Annotated in this window: 19 protein-coding genes; 11 read left to right on the top strand and 8 right to left on the bottom strand. The window is 67.4% G+C overall.

What is annotated here, in order from left to right:
* The first annotated feature begins 50 nt into the window (after window positions 1-50).
* Both CWS39_RS07345 and CWS39_RS07340 read left to right on the top strand, forming a co-directional pair.
* Entirely contained in the window at window positions 51-920 is an 870-nt protein-coding gene (locus CWS39_RS07345; RefSeq protein ID WP_102142253.1) for a MaoC/PaaZ C-terminal domain-containing protein, read from the top strand.
* Between the two features lie 48 nt (window positions 921-968).
* The gene (locus tag CWS39_RS07340) at window positions 969-1,856 is read left to right on the top strand and encodes a universal stress protein (RefSeq protein WP_102142252.1); all 888 of its coding nucleotides are present in this window, start codon (window positions 969-971) and stop codon (window positions 1,854-1,856) included.
* A gap of 7 nt (window positions 1,857-1,863) precedes the next feature.
* Here the strand turns inward: CWS39_RS07340 and CWS39_RS07335 are convergent, their stop codons facing one another.
* From CWS39_RS07335 to CWS39_RS07320, 4 genes are read right to left on the bottom strand one after another with little or no spacing between them, the layout of a single operon-like run.
* Window positions 1,864-2,244, bottom strand: a complete 381-nt coding sequence (locus tag CWS39_RS07335) for a type II toxin-antitoxin system death-on-curing family toxin (protein ID WP_102142251.1) — start codon at window positions 2,242-2,244, stop codon at window positions 1,864-1,866.
* A complete protein-coding gene (locus CWS39_RS07330) occupies window positions 2,241-2,447 on the bottom strand; it encodes a CopG family transcriptional regulator (protein ID WP_102142250.1) in 207 nt (68 codons plus the stop codon). Before CWS39_RS07330 ends, CWS39_RS07335 begins: the two co-directional genes overlap by 4 nt.
* A gap of 26 nt (window positions 2,448-2,473) precedes the next feature.
* Window positions 2,474-3,103: a class I SAM-dependent methyltransferase gene (locus tag CWS39_RS07325; protein ID WP_102142249.1), complete on the bottom strand. Its 630-nt coding sequence runs from the start codon at window positions 3,101-3,103 to the stop codon at window positions 2,474-2,476.
* Window positions 3,100-4,125 carry an NAD(P)/FAD-dependent oxidoreductase gene (locus CWS39_RS07320; protein ID WP_102142248.1) on the bottom strand — a complete coding sequence of 342 codons (1,026 nt, stop codon included), beginning with the start codon at window positions 4,123-4,125 and terminating at the stop codon, window positions 3,100-3,102. The genes CWS39_RS07325 and CWS39_RS07320 overlap by 4 nt, the downstream gene beginning before the upstream one ends.
* Window positions 4,126-4,333: 208 nt before the next feature.
* On the opposite strand from CWS39_RS07320, the gene CWS39_RS07315 reads away from it, so the two are divergent.
* Entirely contained in the window at window positions 4,334-5,719 is a 1,386-nt protein-coding gene (locus CWS39_RS07315) for a 13E12 repeat family protein (RefSeq protein WP_102142247.1), read from the top strand.
* Between the two features lie 49 nt (window positions 5,720-5,768).
* Complete coding sequence (locus tag CWS39_RS07310) at window positions 5,769-9,062, top strand: error-prone DNA polymerase (RefSeq protein ID WP_102142246.1); 3,294 nt, start codon at window positions 5,769-5,771, stop codon at window positions 9,060-9,062.
* Between the two features lie 8 nt (window positions 9,063-9,070).
* Here CWS39_RS07310 and CWS39_RS07305 read toward each other — a convergent pair whose 3' ends face one another.
* Window positions 9,071-10,606 carry an APC family permease gene (locus CWS39_RS07305; protein WP_102142245.1) on the bottom strand — a complete coding sequence of 512 codons (1,536 nt, stop codon included), beginning with the start codon at window positions 10,604-10,606 and terminating at the stop codon, window positions 9,071-9,073.
* 52 nt (window positions 10,607-10,658) lie between these two features.
* The gene (locus CWS39_RS07300; RefSeq protein WP_102142244.1) at window positions 10,659-11,072 is read right to left on the bottom strand and encodes a TIGR03667 family PPOX class F420-dependent oxidoreductase; all 414 of its coding nucleotides are present in this window, start codon (window positions 11,070-11,072) and stop codon (window positions 10,659-10,661) included.
* Between the two features lie 22 nt (window positions 11,073-11,094).
* On the opposite strand from CWS39_RS07300, the gene CWS39_RS07295 reads away from it, so the two are divergent.
* Window positions 11,095-11,736 carry a nitroreductase family protein gene (locus CWS39_RS07295; RefSeq protein ID WP_102142243.1) on the top strand — a complete coding sequence of 214 codons (642 nt, stop codon included), beginning with the start codon at window positions 11,095-11,097 and terminating at the stop codon, window positions 11,734-11,736.
* 89 nt (window positions 11,737-11,825) lie between these two features.
* Here the strand turns inward: CWS39_RS07295 and CWS39_RS07290 are convergent, their stop codons facing one another.
* The gene (locus tag CWS39_RS07290; protein WP_102142242.1) at window positions 11,826-12,290 is read right to left on the bottom strand and encodes a tRNA (cytidine(34)-2'-O)-methyltransferase; all 465 of its coding nucleotides are present in this window, start codon (window positions 12,288-12,290) and stop codon (window positions 11,826-11,828) included.
* A 259-nt stretch (window positions 12,291-12,549) separates the two neighbouring features.
* Between CWS39_RS07290 and CWS39_RS07285 the strand changes: the two genes are divergently transcribed.
* Genes CWS39_RS07285 through CWS39_RS07265 form a run of 5 tightly spaced genes read left to right on the top strand, consistent with a single transcriptional unit; the run spans window position 12,550 to window position 17,426 of the window.
* Complete coding sequence (locus tag CWS39_RS07285) at window positions 12,550-15,504, top strand: ATP-binding protein (protein WP_102142241.1); 2,955 nt, start codon at window positions 12,550-12,552, stop codon at window positions 15,502-15,504.
* On the top strand, window positions 15,501-15,926 hold the full coding sequence (locus CWS39_RS07280; RefSeq protein ID WP_102142240.1) for a roadblock/LC7 domain-containing protein: 426 nt from the start codon (window positions 15,501-15,503) through the stop codon (window positions 15,924-15,926). The genes CWS39_RS07285 and CWS39_RS07280 overlap by 4 nt, the downstream gene beginning before the upstream one ends.
* Before the next feature lie 7 nt (window positions 15,927-15,933).
* Window positions 15,934-16,308 (top strand): DUF742 domain-containing protein, encoded by a 375-nt coding sequence (locus CWS39_RS07275; protein ID WP_102142239.1) that lies wholly within the window; start codon window positions 15,934-15,936, stop codon window positions 16,306-16,308.
* On the top strand, window positions 16,289-16,870 hold the full coding sequence (locus tag CWS39_RS07270) for a GTP-binding protein (protein ID WP_102142238.1): 582 nt from the start codon (window positions 16,289-16,291) through the stop codon (window positions 16,868-16,870). The genes CWS39_RS07275 and CWS39_RS07270 overlap by 20 nt, the downstream gene beginning before the upstream one ends.
* A gap of 4 nt (window positions 16,871-16,874) precedes the next feature.
* Window positions 16,875-17,426, top strand: a complete 552-nt coding sequence (locus CWS39_RS07265; RefSeq protein WP_102142237.1) for a pentapeptide repeat-containing protein — start codon at window positions 16,875-16,877, stop codon at window positions 17,424-17,426.
* Between the two features lie 2 nt (window positions 17,427-17,428).
* On the opposite strand, the gene CWS39_RS07260 is transcribed toward CWS39_RS07265, so the two are convergent.
* A complete protein-coding gene (locus tag CWS39_RS07260; protein ID WP_102142236.1) occupies window positions 17,429-18,361 on the bottom strand; it encodes a LysR family transcriptional regulator in 933 nt (310 codons plus the stop codon).
* 121 nt (window positions 18,362-18,482) lie between these two features.
* Between CWS39_RS07260 and CWS39_RS07255 the strand changes: the two genes are divergently transcribed.
* A complete protein-coding gene (locus CWS39_RS07255; RefSeq protein ID WP_102142235.1) occupies window positions 18,483-19,487 on the top strand; it encodes a tripartite tricarboxylate transporter substrate binding protein in 1,005 nt (334 codons plus the stop codon).

Genomic DNA, 19,487 nt, shown 5'->3' with positions numbered 1-19,487 from the left:
CACTGCGGAGCGGCTATGGTCCGTTTCAGACCGCTAGGAAGGAAGCGCCCATGCCGATCGACCCCAACGCCGTAGGCAAAACCACCGAGCCGCACCTTTTCGAATGGACCGACCGCGACACGCTGCTCTACGCGCTTGGCGTGGGCGCAGGCGTCGACGACCTTGCGTTCACCACCGAGAACAGCCACGGCATCGAACAACAGGTGCTGCCCACCTACGCCGTCATCGCGTGCTCGCCGTTCGCCGCGGCCGGGCTGATCGGCACGTTCAACTTCAGCATGCTTCTGCACGGATCGCAGGGTGTGCGGGTGTTGCGGCCGCTGCCGCCGGCCGGCAAGCTGCGCGTCGTCTCCGAGGTCGCCGACATCCAGGACAAGGGCCCGGGCAAGAACGCGATCGTGGTGCTCAAGGCCACCGGTAGCGATCCGGACAGCGGCGATGTCGTCGCCGAGACCTTGACGACGGCCGTCATCCGCGGCGAAGGCGGTTTCGGCGGTCAGCCCGGGCAGCGGCCCGCGGCGCCCGAAATCCCTGACCGTGAGCCCGATTTCCGTGTTGCCATGCCCACCCGCGAGGATCAGGCGCTGCTGTATCGGCTCTCCGGCGACCGCAATCCGCTGCACAGCGACCCATGGTTCGCCAAGGAACTGGCCGGTTTCCCCAAGCCGATCCTGCACGGGCTGTGCACATACGGCGTCGCGGGCCGGGCGTTGGTGCGCGAACTCGGTGGCGGCGACGCCACCAAGATCAAGGCCATCGACGCGCGGTTCACCTCGCCGGTGTTCCCGGGTGAAACGTTGACGACGTCGATCTGGCGCACCGGCGACGGGCAGGCGGTGTTCCGTACGGAGGCGTCGGCGCCCGACGGCTCGAACACGCGGCTGGTGCTCGAAGACGGAGCTGCGGAGTACACCGCGTAATTTGGCGAAGCGCCGATAAGTACGCCCGCAGGTTGACAGGATCGGCCCATGAAGTTGGTCGTTGGTTATCTGGCCACGCCCGGCGGTGCGGACGCGATGGCGCTCGCAGTGCGGTTCGCGCGCACCCTGGGCGCCGAGGTCGAGGCATGCATGGTGCTGCCGCCCGACCGAACGCTGCCGACACTGGTGTCGACCGGCGGATACGAGGAGGTCCTCGCCGAGCAGGCGAACAAATGGCTTGCCGACGTGCTGGCGTCGGTGCCCGATGATGTTGTCGCCCATGGCCATGTGAGTTTCGACGATTCGTTCGCCGAGGGACTGATCAAGGAGGCCGGCCGCCTCGAGGCCGAAGCCATTGTGGTGGGCGGATCGGGCGGCGGCATCGCGGGCCCGTTCTCGTTGGGTTCGGTGGTCAATGAGCTGCTGCACTCGGCACCGGTGCCGGTCGCGGTGGCGCCGCGGGGAACCCGCGACTCGAAGGTCGAACGCGTGCGCGAGGTGACGTGTGCGTTGGGGGAGCGCCAGGGTGCGGATCTGGTGCTGGATACCGCCGTACGGGCCAGCAAGGCGGCGGGCACACCGTTGCGGTTGGTCTCGTTGGTGGCGTTGGACCCGATGTACGGGGCGCTGCGCGGCGACGACGACGCCGTCCGCCAGCGTGCGCTGGCACATGCCCGGCAAACGCTGGAGACTGCGAAAACCGCTCTGCCGGAAGGATTTCCAGTGACGGCGACGGTCGTGGACGGGTCCACCGTCGAGGAGGCTGTCCAGAAGCTCGAGTGGCATGAGGGCGATGTGATCATGGTCGGCTCGAGCCGGCTGAGCATGCCCAAGCGGCTGTTCATCGGGTCGACGGCGGCCAAGATGCTGCGCGTGCTCGACGTGCCGATGGTCGTCGTCCCGCGGGATCAGCTGACGCCAGAAGACCTGCCGTGACGGCGATTCACTCTTCGTAGCTCCAGGCGCGGAGTTGTTCGGCGATCGCGTTCAGATCGGGCAGTGCACCGGTGGCGACGCGGATGATGAACTCGAAGCGGTCATCCTCCGGCGCGCGAATCCATTGGCCGTTGATGGCGAGGAACGTCCTGCAGGCGGTCCATGCGAGTCGCTTGTTTCCGTCCACCATCGCGTGATTTCGTGCCAGCGAGTGCATCAGCGCAGCGGCCTTGAGGTGGAGATCCTCGTACGCATCGCGGCCAAACACCGACGCCCGGGGCCGCGCCAGCGCTGATTCCAACAAACCGTAATCCGCGACCGCGGCGTCTGGGCCGACGGCCGCACGAGCGATGTCGATCAGGTCGTCGAGATCGAGATATTCGGTCAAGCGTCCTTCAACCGCCCAAGGACCGCGGCTTCCTCGCGCACGACGCGTTGCACCGCCGCGGCGACTTCCGCCTTGTGCGTCCGCCGTTCGATGTATTCATCGATCGCCGACAATGCGACGGCCTGCATCGACCGCCCCTCTGCGGCGGCCTGTCGGCGCAGCGCTTCGGTTTGTTCAGCGCTGGTGCGCAGCGTCATGCCCATGACCGCATGATACCGGATTGATACCACTATGCGCGTCGACGTGCCCGCAGAACGGCATCGTGCAGGGTGATCTGGCGGCCGTGCGGGTCTGTGGCCGACCGAGTTCTGGTCTCGGCCACGACGATGTCCCAGCTGTCGGGCTCGAGGCAGGCCGCAACATCGTCGGCGCTGAAGTACACCTCCGGCGACAGGCCGGAAATGGTGGTGTGGTCCAGCGGATGGTGGCCGACGATTAGCAACGTGCCGCCGCGTTTCACCGCGCTGGCCAGCCGGCGGAACAGGTCATCGCGAGGGCTCACGCCGTGCACGTAATGGCTTGAGACCAGGTCGAAATGCTCCTCGGGTGGCGTCCAGACGCTCAAATCCGCTTGGCGCCAGTCGATTCGGGCGGCGACGGCGTCGTCGAGCGCTTCCGCGTTCGCCTGCGCACGCCGAAGCGCGGCGTCGGCGAAATCGACCGCCGTCACCCGCCATCCGCGTGCGGCCAGCCAGAATGCGTCGGTTCCCTGGCCACATCCCGCGTCCAGCGCGTCGCCGGGCGTCAGCTCATCGACCTCGGATACCAGCTGGGGATTGGGCGGCCAGTCTTGCACCGCGCCGTGACCCTGGGCTTGGCGCCAGCGTTCCTCCCAGAACGTCTTGTCGAGTTCGATCATGGCGTCGTCTCCAGTCCATGGCGTCGGTCGCCGAGTACCAGTTCGCAGACCCGTGCTTCCGCCTGCGTCGAAAACGGGTCACGACGGGCGGCGACGGCCCGGCGGGTCTCCTCCGCGACGAGGTCGGCGTTGATGTGAGCGGCCGCGCTCGCTCCCGCGGCCGCGGCGCCACCGACTTGAGCGGCCAGATCTGTGACATTCCCCGCGACCCACACTCCCGGCGCCTCGGTACGACCTGTTGCGTCGCACGGGATGTACTGGCCGGCCGGATGTTCGGCGGGACGCAGGCCGAGCTCCGCCAGGAAGTCGGCGCGTGCCACCATTCGCGGCGAAACCGCCACTGCGGCAAGGGGTTTGACGGTCCCATCCCGCATCTGCACCCCGGTGAGGCGGTCGTCGACGATCTCCAGTGCGGCGACCTCACCGTCGATCACGGTGATGCCGCGGGCCGCCAGCTGCTCAGCGTCCTCGTCATCGGGCGGCGCCATGGTGTGGGTGAAATAGGTGACGTCGCTGCTCCACTGCCGAAACAGCAAGGCCTGGTGCACCGACAGCGGCCCGGTAGCGAGCACGCCGATCGCGCGGTCGCGGACCTCCCAGCCGTGGCAATACGGGCAATGAAGGACGTCGACTCCCCAGCGGGCCCGTAGGCCGGGGATGTCCGGCAGTTCGTCGACGAGGCCGGTGGTCACCAGCAGGCGACGGGCGTGCAGGGTTTGCGCGTCGCTCGTCTCGACCGCGAACCCGTCGTCCGCACGCGTCACGGTGGTGACCATGCCGGTGACGAGCCGGCCTCCGTACTCGCGGACCTCCGCCCGTCCGCGCTCCAGCAGCTCGACGGGTGTCATCCCGTCGCGCGCCAGCAGTCCGTGCACACCGGCGGCCGGGGCGTTACGTGGAGCGCCCGCATCGACCACGATCACCGACCGCCGCGCTCGTGCGAGCATTAACGCCCCGCTCAAACCCGCTGCGCCGCCGCCGATTACCGCGACGTCATAGTGGTTGTTCAGGTCTCTGGTCACGGTGTGAACCTCCTGCTTTCACCATCCGGGGTCATCGGTGGCTTGGCAAGATATATTGCTGATCTGGCAAGGAGGGGTCTTACCACAGGGGTCTGACATGTGCGGGTGTGGTGGTGGCGGTTATCCCCAGTGGCGGGTTGATCCACAGATGTGTGGTGCCCGCGGCGTGCGGGTCTTGCTTCGTACATGTGTTCGATAGCGTCGGGGTATGGCGGAGTTCCTCACCGGGCAGGCGGCGCGTGAGCGGTTTCGCGCGCTGGCCGATGTGGTGGATGGCGCCTATGCGGAGATGGCTGCGTTGTCCTCCGATGGGGTGGGCAACGATTTTCGGGTGGAGCTGGCCGAGCGGTTGGAAACCCAGGAACGGCTTAACCGGGGCTTGATGTATCGGGTGTTCGGCGAGATCGCCGATCCGCCCGATGAGACGGCGATGGTGCCCGCGCTCAAGGATCGGCTGTGGGCGCGGCTGCGGATCCCGCCCGGCGAGATCAAGCGGCGTTTCAAGACCGCCGCGCGGCTGCGTCCGCGCCGCCAGATCAGCGGCCCGCCCACCGCGCCGGAGCTGGCGTTGGTGGCCGAGGCGCTGGCGGGCGGGCGGCTCGGCGAGGATCACCTGCGGGTGATCTGCACGGCGATGGACAAGCTGCCCTCCTGTGTCTCCCCGCAGGACCGCGGCGAGGTGCAGGCCAGCCTGGTGCGCGAGGCGGTGAAAAACGATGCGCATATCGTCAGGGCCGCGGCGGGCAAGATCGACGAGATCTTCAACCCCGACGGGCATTTCGACGAAGCGGATCGGGCGCGCCGGCGCGGCCTGAACCTGGGGCCCCAGCAGCGCGACGGCATGTCGTGGCTGCAGGGCTGGATCGACCCGGAAACCCGCTGCTATGTGGAGGCGGCCAGCGCGGCGGTGCGCCCGGGCCGGCACCTGCCCGACGGCAGCACCGCCGAGGTGCCCGATGAGCGCACCCCGGCCCAGCGCTGCCACGACGGGCTCAAACTGGGTTTGAAAGCCGGCCTCGCCTCCGGAGGACTGGGGTCACATCGGGGCCATCCGGTCACCGTCATCGCGACCACCACGCTGGCCGAGCTCAACCAGGCCGCCCACGCCGTGGGCAACCCCGACCTCCCGATGCCGCCCCCGGCGCGCACCGGCGGGCATACCGCGCTGCCGATGCGCGATTTGATCCGCATGGCCACCGACGCCATCCACTACCTGGCGGTGTTCGACGAGCACAGCGGGCGCCCGCTGTATCTGGGCCGGCAAAAACGTCTGGCCACCGCCGATCAGCGCATCATCTGCTACGCGCGCGACCGCGGCTGCACCCGCCCCAACTGCACCGAACCCGGCTATCACTGCGAAGTGCACCACGACCGGGACTGGGCCGCCGGCGGCCCCACCGACGCCGATCACCTGTTCTTCGCCTGCGCACCTGACCACAAACGAGTCACCGACGGCCAACTACACACCGAAGTCACCGACAACGGCCGCCTGGGCTGGACCGACGGCACCGGCCCACCGGAAATCAACCACGCCCACCACCCCGAAGAACTCCTCCGCGGCGACCCCGACCCACCCGAGGGAGGCAAAGCGTGAGGCGGACGGGCCCCATTTCTATCGAACAATTGTTCGATAGACTGTAGGCGTGGGTTGGCACAATGGGCCGCCGAGCTGGACGGAAATGGAGCGGGTGCTCACCGGCAAGCCGCGCCGCGCCGGCTGGCCCATCGACGAACAGCAGGGCGACGGCGGCGACAGCCCGGCCTGGTCACGCAAGCGCGGGGCGTATCAGGCGATAGAGGTGCGCAAGCCCGGCTCCTCTATTCCATATGCCGAGCTGCACGCGCATTCCGCGTACAGCTTTCTCGACGGCGCGAGCACGCCGGAGGAACTCGTCGAGGAGGCGGCCCGGCTCGATCTGCGCGCCATCGCGCTGACCGACCACGACGGGCTCTACGGGGTGGTGCGCTTCGCCGAAGCGGCCAAGGAACTGGGTGTGCAGACGGTGTTCGGCGCCGAACTGTCGCTCAGTGGCGGCGATCGCACCGAAGAACCGGACCCACCCGGACCGCACCTGCTGGTGCTGGCCCGCGGGCCGGAAGGCTATCGACGGCTGTCGCGGGAGCTGGCCAAAGCGCATCTGGCCGGCGGCGAGAAGGGCAAGCTGCGCTACGACTACGACGCGCTCACCGAAGCGGCGGGCGGCCACTGGCACATCCTCACCGGATGCCGCAAAGGCCATGTGCGCCAAGCGCTCTCCGACGGCGGCCCGGCGGCGGCCGAGCGGGCGCTGGCCGATCTGGTGGACCGGTTCGGCGCCTCACGGGTCAGCGTCGAACTCACCCACCATGGCCAACCCTGCGACGACGAACGCAACGCCGCACTGGCCGCGCTGGCGCCCCGTTTCGGACTGAACCTCGTCGCCACCACCGGCGCGCATTTCGCCGAGCCGTCGCGCGGCCGGCTTGCCATGGCGATGGGTGCGATCCGGGCCCGGCACTCGATGGACGAGGCTGCGGGTTTCCTTGCCCCGCTGGGCGGTTCACACCTGCGATCGGGGGAAGAGATGGCGCGGCTGTTCGCCCACCGGCCCGAGGCGGTGACGGCCGCCGCCGACCTCGGCGAGCAGTGCGCCTTCGAGCTGGCGCTGATCGCCCCGCAACTGCCCCCGTTCGATGTCCCGGCGGGCCACACCGAAGACAGCTGGCTGCGCCACCTGGTGATGCTGGGCGCGCTGGACCGGTACGGCCCGCCCGAACGTGCGCCGCGCGCCTACGCGCAGATCGAACACGAGCTGAAAACCATTGAGCAGCTGAAGTTCCCGGGCTACTTCCTGGTGGTGCACGACATCACCCGGTTCTGCCGGGAGAACAACATCCTGGCCCAGGGCAGGGGATCGGCGGCCAACTCCGCGGTCTGCTACGCGCTCGGCGTCACCAACGTCGACCCGATCGCCAACGAGCTGTTGTTCGAGCGGTTCCTGTCCCCGGCGCGCGACGGGCCGCCCGACATCGACATCGACATCGAATCGGACCTGCGGGAGAAGGCGATTCAATACGTTTACGACCGCTACGGCCGCGACTACGCCGCCCAGGTCGCCAACGTCATCACCTACCGCGGCCGCAGCGCAGTGCGCGATATGGCCCGCGCGCTGGGCTTCTCGCAAGGCCAGCAGGACGCCTGGAGCAAGCAGATCAGCCGGTGGAACGGGCTCGCGGATTCGCCCGACGTCGAGGACATCCCCGAACCGGTGATCGACCTGGCCACCCAGATCCACAACCTGCCGCGCCACATGGGCATCCATTCCGGCGGCATGGTGATCTGCGACCGCCCCATCGCCGACGTGTGCCCGGTGGAGTGGGCGCGCATGGAGAACCGCAGCGTGCTGCAGTGGGACAAAGATGACTGCGCGGCAATCGGTTTGGTGAAGTTCGACCTGCTCGGCCTGGGCATGCTGTCGGCTCTGCATTACGCCATCGACCTGGTGCGCGAGCACAAAGGCATCGACGTAGACCTCGCCAAGCTCGACCTGAGTGAGCCCGCTGTGTACGAGATGCTGCAGAAAGCCGACTCGGTCGGGGTGTTCCAGGTGGAGTCGCGCGCCCAGATGGCCACCCTGCCCCGGCTGAAGCCGCGGGTGTTCTATGACCTGGTGGTCGAGGTCGCGCTGATTCGCCCCGGCCCGATCCAGGGCGGTTCGGTGCACCCCTACATTCGCCGGCGCAACGGTGACGAGCCGGTCACCTACGACCATCCGTCGATGGAGCCCGCACTACGAAAAACCCTGGGGGTGCCGCTGTTTCAGGAACAACTCATGCAGCTGGCCGTCGACTGCGCCGGCTTCTCCGCCGCCGAAGCCGACCAACTACGGCGCGCCATGGGCTCCAAGCGTTCCACCGAAAAGATGCAACGCCTCAAGGGCCGCTTCTACGACGGCATGCGCGTGCGCCACGGCATCACCGGCGCCACCGCCGACCGGATCTACGAGAAGCTGGAAGCCTTCGCCAATTTCGGCTTCCCGGAAAGCCATTCGCTGAGCTTCGCGTCGCTGGTGTTCTACTCGTCGTGGTTCAAGCTGCACCACCCCGCGGCGTTCTGCGCGGCGCTGCTGCGGGCGCAGCCGATGGGCTTCTACTCACCGCAATCGCTGGTGGCCGACGCCCGTCGGCACGGGGTCATCGTGCGCGGCCCGGATGTCAATGCCAGCCTCGCGCACGCCACATTGGAGAACCACGGCGAAGAAGTCCGGCTGGGCATCGGCAGCGTGCGCCACATCGGCGACGAGCTGGCCGAGCAGATCGTCGACGAGCGAAAGGCCAACGGGCCATTCATATCCCTGAACGATCTGACGCAACGGGTACAGCTCACCGTCCCGCAGACCGAGGCGCTGGCCACCGCCGGCGCGCTGGGCTGCTTCGGGATATCCCGTCGCGAGGCGCTGTGGGCCGCGGGCGCGGCCGCCACCGAGCGTCCGGACCGGCTGCCCGGCGTGGGGTCGTCGTCGCATGTCCCGTCGCTGCCCGGGATGAGCCAGCTGGAGTTGGCCGCCGCCGACGTCTGGGCCACCGGCATCTCACCGGACAGCTATCCCACCCAGTTCCTGCGGGAGCACCTGGACGCGATGGGCATCGTTCCGGCAAACAAGCTTCTAGACATTCGCGACGGCACGCGAATCTTGGTGGCCGGGGCGGTAACCCACCGCCAGCGCCCGGCAACCGCCCAGGGCGTGACGTTCCTCAATCTCGAGGACGAAACCGGAATGGTCAACATCCTGTGCTCACCAGGAGTGTGGTCGCGCCATCGCAAACTGGCGCAGACAGCGTCGGCCCTGTTGATCCGCGGTCAGGTGCAAAACGCAAGCGGCGCAGTCACCGTCGTCGCCGAGCGGATGGAAAAGCTGGACATGCGCGTGGCGTCGCGCAGCCGTGACTTCCGCTGACGCCAGAACTACGGCTCATCCACCACGAGCACGGGCGTGTCCTTGCGCAACGTCTCGCCGCGGAAGAACGCCGGCTGACGGGCGCGCATGAGCAGCATGAACACCACGCCGAACAGGATCAGCCCGAGGCCAAGGATCAGCACCAGGCCCACGCCGCCGATGCTCGCACCGCTGCCGTACTCGGGCGAAGCGCTGTCGCGCAGCGTGACCAGGAACACCGCCAGCAACCCCAGCCCACCCAGCAGCGGGAACAGCAGCTTGAACACGAAACTCTGTGCGTTGACGAACAATTCGTGCCGGAAGTACCAGATGCAGGCAAACGCCGTCAGCCCGTAGTAGAAGCAGATCATGATGCCCAGCGCGTAGATGGTGTCGGTGAGCACCCGCTCGGACAAGAATGTCAGCGTCGAATAGAACACCGCCGCACCGACACCCGCGGCGATCGTCGCGAACGACGGCGTCAGGAACCGCGGATGGATGGTGGCGAATCGGTCGGGGAACGCCTTGTACGTGCCCATCGCCAACATGGTCCGCGACGTGGGCAGGAACGTGGTGATCAGGCTCGCGGCGCTGGAGGCCACCACAGCCAGGAACAGGAACAGGTGCAACGGGCCGCCCAACACCGGTTCGGCGATGGCGCCGAAGACGTTGTCGGAGATCTCCTCGTTGCCTAGTCCGAGCCCCTCGCTGCCGACGCCGGCATACATCTGCGTCGCGATCGCCACCAGCAGATAGGTCAGCAGGATCGACACCACGCACAGCAGCGCCGCCCGCCCTGGGGTCTTGTCGGAGTTCTTGGACTCCTCGTTGACGGTCAGGGCGGTGTCCCAACCCCAGAACGCGAAGATCGAACCCGAGAGCCCCGCGATGAACGCCGACATCGTCAGGCCTGCGGGGCTGAACCAGTCGAAGCTGAACGGTATCCCGGTGTCCGACCCGCCCGACTTCGCCAGCGCCACAACGGCGAACACCAGAAGCACGACCATCTGGAATCCGACCAGGATGAACTGCACACGCTCGGTGGTGGTGATGCCGCGATAGGCCACCGCGGTCGCGATCGCCAAGAACGCCAGGCAGGTGAGTACGTTGATCAGCTTGTTCTCCCACAGCGTGGCGATGTTCTCGCTGCCCGTCAGGTCACCGATGAACTGGTAGAAGAACTGGACCGCGACGCCGGCCAGATTCGACAGCACGATGACGGTCGCCAGCACGGCAGCCCAGCCGCCGAGCCAGCCGATGTACGGCCCGAAAGCCTTGGTAGTCCACGTGAATGAGGTGCCGCAGTCCGGCGCTACCTTGTTGAGTTCGCGATAGGCGTAGGCGGCGAAGAACATCGGCAGGAAGCCGGCGATGATCACCACGGGCATCTTCGTGCCCGCCTCCGCGACCAGGATGCCGATCGTGGCCGTCAGCGCATAGGCCGGCGCCACCGAGGAGATACCGAGAACCGTGCCCCCGAGCAGTCCGACTGCGTTGTGGGAGAGCCCCTTATCCTTGAGGTCGACCTCAGGGCGATGATGCGGGTCGTGCGCCTCGATAGTCATCAGTCAATATTCCGCTGAGATTGCGCTCAGGGTTGTGAATCGCGCGAAACGGCTACCCGGCCGGTGGCGTCGTCCACACCTTGTCGATGCGGATCTTCAGCCGGGTGCTGTAGTCCCCGATCACCTCCGTCAACCCGAACCGCTCGGCGGCGGCCTTGTACTTGGCCCAGTACCCCTCGTCCTTGCGGCCATCCACGTCCACGGCGTCGATGCGCGCCTCTCCGCCCACGACGATGACGCCGCTACCGTTGCCAGCCGAATCCAGGTTCAGGCTGACGCGCGGCCTGGCCTTGATATGGCCGACCTTGGCCGCGGTGGGCAGGGTGTACACGCTCAGCTCGGCACCGTCGAAGTAGAACCACACCAGACGCGGGACCGGCTGGCCCGATTTCGTGACCGTCGTCAACCAGCCGTAGTGGTCGGAGGTCAGCCGATCGGAAACTTCTTGAGTGAATTCGATTGCCATGACGCGAATGTAGTCTCGCGGAGTGACACTCAACCTGACCGTCGATGAAGTTCTCACCACCACGCGTTCGGTGCGCAAGCGCCTCGACTTGGACAAGCCGGTGCCGCGGGAGGTGTTGATGGAGTGCCTCGAAATCGCCTTGCAGGCGCCGACGGGCTCCAACGCGCAGGGCTGGCAGTGGGTTTTCGTCGAGGACGCCGAGAAGAAGAAGGCGCTGGCCGACATCTATCGGGCAAACGCCACGCCCTACCTGGATCTGCCCAAACCGGAGTACGGCGACGTGCGCGACGAGCGCATGGAGTTCGTCTCCGATTCGGCGCGCTATCTCAACGAGCACTTCCACGAGGTGCCGGTGCTGATGATCCCGTGCCTCGAAGGGCGCCCGGACAACGCACCCGCGGGGATGACGGCGTCGTTCTGGGGCTCATTGCTGCCCGCGGTGTGGAGTTTCATGCTGGCGCTGCGATCGCGAGGTCTCGGTTCGGCGTGGACGACGCTGCACCTCATCGGCGACGGCGAGAAGCAAGCCGCCGAACTGCTCGGCATCCCGTTCGACAAGTACAGCCAGGGCGGGCTGTTCCCGATCGCCTACACCAAGGGCACCGACTTCAAACCCGCTAAGCGGCTGCCCGCCGAACAGCTCACCCACTGGGACACCTGGTGAACGCTCCGCGAGTGTGAAGCTGTTGCGACTATTGGGCCGATTTTTCGCAGTGGCTTCACACTCGCGGCCGGGCGGCCGGGCGGCAGCGGCTAGACGGCTCCGGAGAACCCGTGCTGGCGCCACGCCTCGTACACCGCGACGGCCGCGGCGTTGGACAGGTTCAGTGACCGTCGCCCGGCCAGCATCGGGATGCGCACCTGCGCGGTGACGTGCGGGTCGGCCAGCGTCTCGGCGTCCAGCCCGGTGGGTTCAGGCCCGAACATCAACACGTCGCCCGGCTGGTAGGCGATATCGGCGAACGAGCGCGTCGCATGCGCGGTGAATGCGTACACCCGCTGCGGCATCAACGCCTGCCACGCGGCGGGCAGATCCGGATGCACGGTGACCGACGCCAGGTCGTGGTAATCCAGGCCCGCCCGGCGCAGCTTGGGTTCGGACAGATCGAAACCGAGCGGTTCGACGAGATGCAATTCACATCCGGTCGCCGCCACCATGCGGATCGCATTGCCGGTGTTCGGTGCGATTCGCGGGCTGAAGAACAGAAGCCGAAACATTCGACGATGATGGCAGAGCCGCCCCGTCGACCATTTGCTCGAATACCACAGCGCGGCTCTGTAGCTTGGTTATGAAATCTGTCTGTTCAGTAAGAATTGTGGAAACGACCCCATAGGGCTGTCATACTCGTCCAATTGCCAGGCGTACTCGGAAGTAGAAGCGCGCCGCCCGCGCGCGGGCAAACTCAGCAGGAAGCCTTATGAAACAAGCTCTATTACTGAATTGCGGACTAGCGGCCAGTAGCGCGGCCGGGTGCCGATGAGTGCGTTCACGCAGCTAAAACAGGCCGACGGCACGCTCGTGGAATTCGACGCGAAACCGAAGGTGCCGGCCAAGCGGCCGTCGCGCTGGGCGCTGTCGAATTGGCCGGTTCGCTGGAAGGTGTTGGCGATCGTTTTGGTGCCGCTGCTGCTGGCCGGCACGTTCGGCGGGCTGCGGATCTACGGCAGCGCGACGGAGGCCGCCGATTTGCGACGAGCCGCCGACCGCGCCGAAATGGTGCCGGCGATCGAGGGCTACATGGCCTCGCTCGAGGCGGCGATGCTGGCGAGCGCCACCGGCGGCGACACCCAGTCCGCCCTGTCGAACTTCGACACCAGCCGCCAGGAACTGCAGCGCCGACTCGACGACACCGACGTCGCCCCCGACGTGCGCAAGGGCGTCACCACCATGATCGAGGGCGGTCAGGCGCTGATGGACCGGGTGACGTCCAACACCATCGCGCTGCGTGACCGGGTGACCAGCTACGCGCCGATCCTGCTGACCGCCGAGGACGCGATCGTCGGGTCCGTCCGGGTCGACGACGAGAACATCCGCACCGAAACCCTCGGCCTGAGCCGTGCGATCGGCGCCCGCGGGCAGATGATGATGCAGCGGCTGCTGGTCAACCTGGGCTTCGAGGTGCCCGAACCCGAACTGCGCACGTCGATGATCACGCTGGCGGGCACCGAACCGTCGACGCTGTTCGGCATGAGCCAGGTGCTCGGCGTCGGCTCGCCGGAGGCGCAGAAACTGCAGGGCGAGATGGTCAAGCGGATGGCAATCATGTCGGATCCGGCCGCCGTGTTGGTGAACAACCCGGATCTGCTGGCGTCGCTGCAGGCCACCGACGACATCGCCGGCCAGATCATCGACCGGGCCACCGCCTCGGTGACCGGCGCGGTCGAAGAGCAGGCGGCCGCGCAGCGCACGGCGGCGATCCGCGACTCCGCGATCGTCATCGGCGCCATGCTGTTGGCCCTGCTGATCGTGATTCTGGTGGCCCGCTCGCTCGTCAAACCCCTGCGCACGCTGCGCGACAGCGCGCTCAAAGTGGCCCACCAGAACCTGGCCCAGGAGATCGAGCGGGTCCGCTCCGGCGGCGAACCCGGGCCCGTCGACCCCATCCCGGTGCACACCTCCGAGGAAGTGGGCCAGGTGGCCCACGCCGTCGACGAACTACACGAGCAGGCCGTCTTCCTGGCCGGCGAGCAGGCGCGCCTGCAGTTGCAGGTGTCCGACATGTTCGAGACGTTGTCGCGGCGCAGCCGGTCGCTGGTCGACCAGCAGCTGTCGCTCATCGACCGGCTCGAGCGCAACGAAGAGGACCCCGAGCGGCTGGAGAGCCTGTTCCGCCTCGACCATCTCGCCGCGCGGATGCGCCGCAACGGCGCCAACCTGCTGGTGCTGGCGGGCGCCAAGGTGCCACGCGAGCAGGCCGAGCCGGTGCCCGTCGCGTCGATCATCAACGCCGCGGCCTCCGAGGTCGAGGACTACACCCGCGTGGTCACCGCGGCGATTCCGGAAAGCGAGATCGTCGGCTCGGCCGCCGGCGACCTGGTGCACCTGCTGGCCGAATTGATGGACAACGCGCTGCGCTATTCGCCGCCGATCTCGCAAGTGCGGATCTCGGCCGTCCACACCGGTAAGGGCGGGCTGGTCATCGAGGTCAGCGATATCGGCATCGGCATGACCGAATCGGATCTGCGGGTGGCCAATACGCGCCTGCAGTCCGGCGGCGAGGTGAATCCGTACACCGCGCGGCACATGGGCCTGTTCGTGGTCGGCCGGCTGGCCGCCCAGCACGGCCTTGTGGTCCGGCTGCGCAGCACCATTGCGGGCGAACCGAGTTCGGGCACCACCGCCGGTGTGTACGTGCCGGCCGAGCTGATCGTGACGCCCGACGGCACGTTCGGCGAACCGCAGTACGGCACGCCGGCCGACGCCCACGCGGGCATTGCGACGGCGTTGGCGCTCGACGAGGACCACAGCGAATTCTCGGAGTTCTCTGAGTATTCGGAGGCCTCGCACGACTACGCCGAGCACGCGGACTTTGCCGAGTCGAGCGTCGACGACCGCCGTAACGGCCACTCCGACGTCCCGATCGACCTGCTGCCGCAACGCAATCCGGGTGCCAGCGGGATTTCCGACGTCCCGGCTGCGTTCACCGCCGACGCACCGGCCGAACCCGAGCCGGCGTGGCCGCAAGACTGGCCGTCGGATTCGATGCCGGTGCAGGCCGATCCGACTCCGGCGCCCGATGTCGTCGGCCGAGCGACTCCCGCACCCGATGTCGTCGGCCGAGCGACTCCGGCGCCGATCGACACATCGCCCTTCTTCGCCTCCCGCGCCCAGGTCGCCAGCAACGGTGTGCACGAGGCCCCGCCGGCCGAACCGCCGACGCACGAGCCGCCGCCCGAAGCACCGCAGCCGACGGCACAGGAGCCGGATCTCCCGGAGGGCTTGATGGCCGAGGCCGTCGAACCCACTGCCGCCGAAACGTCGGCGACGGCGGGCGACGGCGACGCGATCTATCAGAAGATGCTCTCCGAATGGCTCATCGACCCGACGGAGTTGGCCAACAGCAGCGACCTCAACTGGGAGTCGGTGTGGGATCACGGCTGGTCAGCGGCCGCCGCGGCGGAGGAAACCCCGGTGCGCGAGCACACCGAAGAGGGTTTGCCGATCCGCGAGCCCGGCGCCCGTCTGGTCCCCGGGGCCGCGGACCCGGCGGCTGTCGGGGGTGCGTTCGGCGGTGAGCAGCGCAACGGCGGAGCACACCGAAGCTCCGAGGACGACGACCAGGTAGCATCTGCGACCGAGTCTGACACCGGCGCACACTCGTTGTCGCTACGCGATCCGGACGCTGTCCGCGCGAGCATCAGCAACCATTTCGGCGGCGTGCATGCCGGACGATCGCACGCCCGAGAGACCAGAGGGAACGAGAACGAATGACGTATCCGGAGGGCAGGAGCACTGCAACTCGCGATTCGCTCGACTGGCTGGTCTCCAAGTTCGCCCGCGAGGTATCCGGCGTGTCGCACGCGGTGCTGGTGTCCGCCGACGGCCTGTTGATGGCCGCCAGTGAACACATGCCCAAGGAACGGGCCGACCAACTGGCGGCGGTGGCCTCGGGGCTCGCCAGCCTGGCGACCGGTGCCGCGCAGCTGTTCGACGGCGGCCATGTGATGCAGTCGGTCGTCGAGATGGAGGGTGGCTATCTGCTGCTGATGCGGGTCGGCGACGGGTCCAACCTCGCGACGCTGGCCACCCGGTCGTGTGACATCGGCCAGATCGGCTACGAGATGGCGATTCTGGTGGAGCGCGTGGGCGCCGTGGTCCAGTCGGCACGTCGACGCGCACCGCAACCGTCGTGAGTGGCCGATGGACATCAACCCCGAGTTCGAAACCGCGGAGCAGCCGAGCCTGGTCCGGCCGTACACGCTGACCGCCGGCCGCACCAACCCCCGCGTCCCACTCCCGCTGGAAGCGCCGGTGCAGACCATCGAGTCGGCCAAGCCGCCGCGGTGGCCCGGCAACGACGTGCGGGGCCGAATCTTGACGCTGTGCGCCGAAAGCCCTTCCGTCGCGGAGATCGCCGCGCATTTATCCTTGCCACTCGGCGTGGCGCGCGTGCTGATCGGCGACCTCGTGACGCAGGGTTATCTGCGGGTGCACCACACCCTCACCGATTCCGCGACCGTCGATGAACGTCGTGAATTGATAGGAAGGACGCTGCGTGGCCTCAGGGCACTCTGAGGGGCGGGACGCCGCCTCGACGAAGATCGTCATCTCCGGCGGGTTCGGGGCCGGTAAGACGACGTTCGTGGGCGCGGTCTCCGAGATCATGCCGCTGCGCACCGAGGCGTTGGTCACCAACGCCTCCGAAGGTCTCGACGGGCTCGAGGCCACCCCGGAGAAGCGGACCACCACGGTCGCAATGGACTTCGGCCGGATCACGCTCGACGAGGATCTGGTGCTGTATTTGTTCGGCACGCCCGGCCAGCGTCGGTTCTGGTTCATGTGGGACGACCTCGTCCGCGGCGCCATCGGCGCCATCATCCTGGTCGACGTGCGCCGTCTGCAGGACAGCTTCGCTGCCGTCGACTTCTTTGAGGCTCGCAATCTGCCCTTTCTCATCGCGATCAACGAATTCGACGATGCGCCAAGGCATCCGACGCAGGCGGTGCGAAAGGCGTTGGCGCTGCCCGAACATATTCCGGTGATCACCGTCGACGCGCGTGATCGTCATTCCGCCAAGGCCGCGCTGATCGCCGTCACCGAGTACGCGCTGGACAGCCTCACTCCGCTGCGCGGCTGACCCGGTGACCGATTGGGTTGACCGGGAATTCGTCGAACACGACTTTCGTGACGAGGATCTCAGCCGCCTGCGCACCGAACGGGTCGTCTTCACCGAGTGTGATTTCAGCGGCGTCGACCTTTCCCAGTCTGAGCACTCCGGCTCCGCGTTTCGCAACTGCAAGTTCAATCGAGCATCGTTGTGGCACAGCACTTTTGCGCAGTGCAGCTTGCTCGGGTCGACGTTCACCGAGTGTCGGATGCGGCCGCTGAAACTGGTGGAAGTGGACCTGACGCTCGCGGTGCTGGGCGGTTGCGATCTGCGTGGCGTCGACCTGTCGGACTGCCGGTTGCGCGAGGCCGGCCTCGTCGGCGCCGACCTGCGCAAGGCGGTTCTGCGTCGCGCCGATCTGCGCGGCGCGCGCACCCAGGGCACCAAACTCGACGAGGCCGATCTGCGCGGCGCGTTGGCCGACCCGACGTTGTGGACCACCGCCGCGGTGCGCGGCGCGAAGGTGGACCTCGAGCAAGCGCTGGCGTTCGCCGCGGCCCACGGCCTCGACGTGCACGGCGAGTAGACCTAATCGATGTGATGACCGAGATGTTCGGCTGAGCGCTGCACCAGCTCTAACACCTGGCGCAGCAACGGCGTCAGGCCGTGCCGCGCCCAAATCGCATGCAGCTCAACGGGACGCGCAGGATCGCTGTCGGGATGCCCGCCGCCGACGTCGGTGAGCGACTTGTAGACGACGCCGTCGACCTTCAGGGCGGTAGCGCTGGCCGGCACCAGCGCGACGCCTTCGCCCGCCGCGACCAACAGCACAGCGGTGAGGATCTGCTGCACGCGCTGCTTGATGCGCGGATGGCCGTTGAACAGGAAGCGCACGGTCAGCTCGTGGAAGTAGCGCGCCTGCACCGGGTGATAACTGATCACGGGCAATCCGTCGAAGTCCTTGGGGCCCAACGGCCCCGACGCGCCGGCGAGCGGATGGTCGGCGGGCACCACAGCGTATAGCGGCTCGCGGGCGACGATCTGTGACGACAGCGCCGAGGTGTCGAACGGCGGACGGGCCAGGCCAAGGTCGAGTTCACCGCGACGGATGCCGTCCACCTGCGCGCCGGTCACACGCTCGTGCAGCACCACCTCGATGTCGGGCAGCTCGCTGCCGAGCAGGCCGAGCAGCGGGCCGAGGATGCCGATCGCGGAGACGGCCGTGAAGCCCAGGTTCAGCGTGCCGGCCGAACCGCTCTCGACGCGCCGGGCATGTGCCGTCGCGGAATCGAGCGTGTTGAGCATGCGGTAGCAGTCCTCGAGGAACGCCACCCCGGCAGGTGTGAGCATCACCCGCCGGTTGTCGCGGTCGAGCAGCCCGGCGCCGACGGCGCGTTCGAGTTTCTGGATCTGTCGGCTCAGCGGCGGCTGGGTCATCGCGAGCCGCTCGGCGGCGCGCCCGAAATGCAGCTCCTCGGCGACGGCGATGAAGCACCGCACCTGGTCCAACGTGATCGTCATGCACTGAAGGTATCAAGCCATGCCAGATAGGCGTTGGACAGGTATCGTGACCGGTCTCTACGGTGGAGTGACGACGGCCACACCGGCCGAATTGTGACGCCCACACCACAGGAGTTTTCCGATGCTGACCTCAGCCCTTAGCCGCGCCGGTATCGCGCTCACCGCCGCTGCGGCCCTTACCCTCACCGCCTGCGGTGGCGTGGAAACCAGTACCAGGGGCGGATCCGGCGCGGATTACCCGTCGGGCACGGTCGAGATGTATGTCGGTGCTTCGCCCGGCGGCTCCAGCGACCTGATCAGTCGCGCCGTCTCCAAGGGCCTGTCCGACGAGCTGGGCGCGTCCTTCCCCGTCATCAACCGCGAAGGCGCCAACGGCGCATTGGCGGCGGCCGAGGTCGTCAAAGCCGAACCGGACGGTTCGGTGATCGCGATCCAGAACGCGTCGCTGTTCGCCATCACCCCGCTTGCGGTGAGCCCGGACGAGGTCACCAAGATCGACGACTTCGACATCGTGTACGGCGTCTCGCGCGACGACTACGTACTCGTCACCAACCCGGCCAGTGGCTACAAGACCCTGCAGGATCTGCAAAACTCCACGCGCACAGTGCGTTACGGCACCACCGGCGTCGGCACCGGCGCACAGCTGGCCGCCGCCCTGTTGTTCAAGACCACCAACGTTGAATCGCAGGCGGTGCCGTTCGACGGCGGTGCGCCGGCGCTGGCCGCAGTGCTGGGCAACCAGATCGACGTCGCCTCACTGCAGGTCGGCGAGGCCATCGAAAACATCCAGTCGGGCAAGCTCATTCCGCTGTCGGTCTTCGGTCCCGAGCGCATCGAATACCTACCCGACGTGCCGACCGCCAAAGAGCAGGGCCTGGACGTCGAGGTGACGCAGTACCGGGTCATGACCGTGCCGAAGGGCACGCCGCAGGAGATCCAGGACCGGATCGCCGAGGGTATGAAGGCGACGTTCGCCACCGAGGATTACAAGGCGTTCAACAAGCAGAACAGCCTGACGCCGATGGAGCTGCCGGGCGACGAGGTGGCCGAACAGCTGAAGAAGGATCAGACCCGCTACGCCGATCTGGTCAAGCAGTACGGCATCAACCTTCGCGACGAAGGCTGA

Source organism: Mycobacterium hubeiense, from assembly GCF_002838065.1.
GTDB lineage: Bacteria > Actinomycetota > Actinomycetes > Mycobacteriales > Mycobacteriaceae > Mycobacterium > Mycobacterium hubeiense.
The sequence above is the reverse complement of the archived record's forward strand: the minus strand, read 5'-3'. Positions and strand labels throughout refer to the sequence as shown.

Excerpts from the sequence above, each read along its gene's own strand:
- CWS39_RS07275 (WP_102142239.1), top strand. The coding sequence starts at position 15,934 with ATGGACATCAACCCCGAGTTCGAAACCGCGGAGCAGCCGAGCCTGGTC.
- CWS39_RS07285 (WP_102142241.1), top strand. The coding sequence starts at position 12,550 with ATGAGTGCGTTCACGCAGCTAAAACAGGCCGACGGCACGCTCGTGGAA.
- CWS39_RS07255 (WP_102142235.1), top strand. The coding sequence starts at position 18,483 with ATGCTGACCTCAGCCCTTAGCCGCGCCGGTATCGCGCTCACCGCCGCT.
- CWS39_RS07345 (WP_102142253.1), top strand. The coding sequence starts at position 51 with ATGCCGATCGACCCCAACGCCGTAGGCAAAACCACCGAGCCGCACCTT.
- CWS39_RS07280 (WP_102142240.1), top strand. The coding sequence starts at position 15,501 with ATGACGTATCCGGAGGGCAGGAGCACTGCAACTCGCGATTCGCTCGAC.
- CWS39_RS07330 (WP_102142250.1), bottom strand. The coding sequence starts at position 2,447 with ATGGGCATGACGCTGCGCACCAGCGCTGAACAAACCGAAGCGCTGCGC.
- CWS39_RS07300 (WP_102142244.1), bottom strand. The coding sequence starts at position 11,072 with ATGGCAATCGAATTCACTCAAGAAGTTTCCGATCGGCTGACCTCCGAC.
- CWS39_RS07305 (WP_102142245.1), bottom strand. The coding sequence starts at position 10,606 with ATGACTATCGAGGCGCACGACCCGCATCATCGCCCTGAGGTCGACCTC.
- CWS39_RS07315 (WP_102142247.1), top strand. The coding sequence starts at position 4,334 with ATGGCGGAGTTCCTCACCGGGCAGGCGGCGCGTGAGCGGTTTCGCGCG.
- CWS39_RS07325 (WP_102142249.1), bottom strand. The coding sequence starts at position 3,103 with ATGATCGAACTCGACAAGACGTTCTGGGAGGAACGCTGGCGCCAAGCC.
- CWS39_RS07290 (WP_102142242.1), bottom strand. The coding sequence starts at position 12,290 with ATGTTTCGGCTTCTGTTCTTCAGCCCGCGAATCGCACCGAACACCGGC.
- CWS39_RS07340 (WP_102142252.1), top strand. The coding sequence starts at position 969 with ATGAAGTTGGTCGTTGGTTATCTGGCCACGCCCGGCGGTGCGGACGCG.
- CWS39_RS07260 (WP_102142236.1), bottom strand. The coding sequence starts at position 18,361 with ATGACGATCACGTTGGACCAGGTGCGGTGCTTCATCGCCGTCGCCGAG.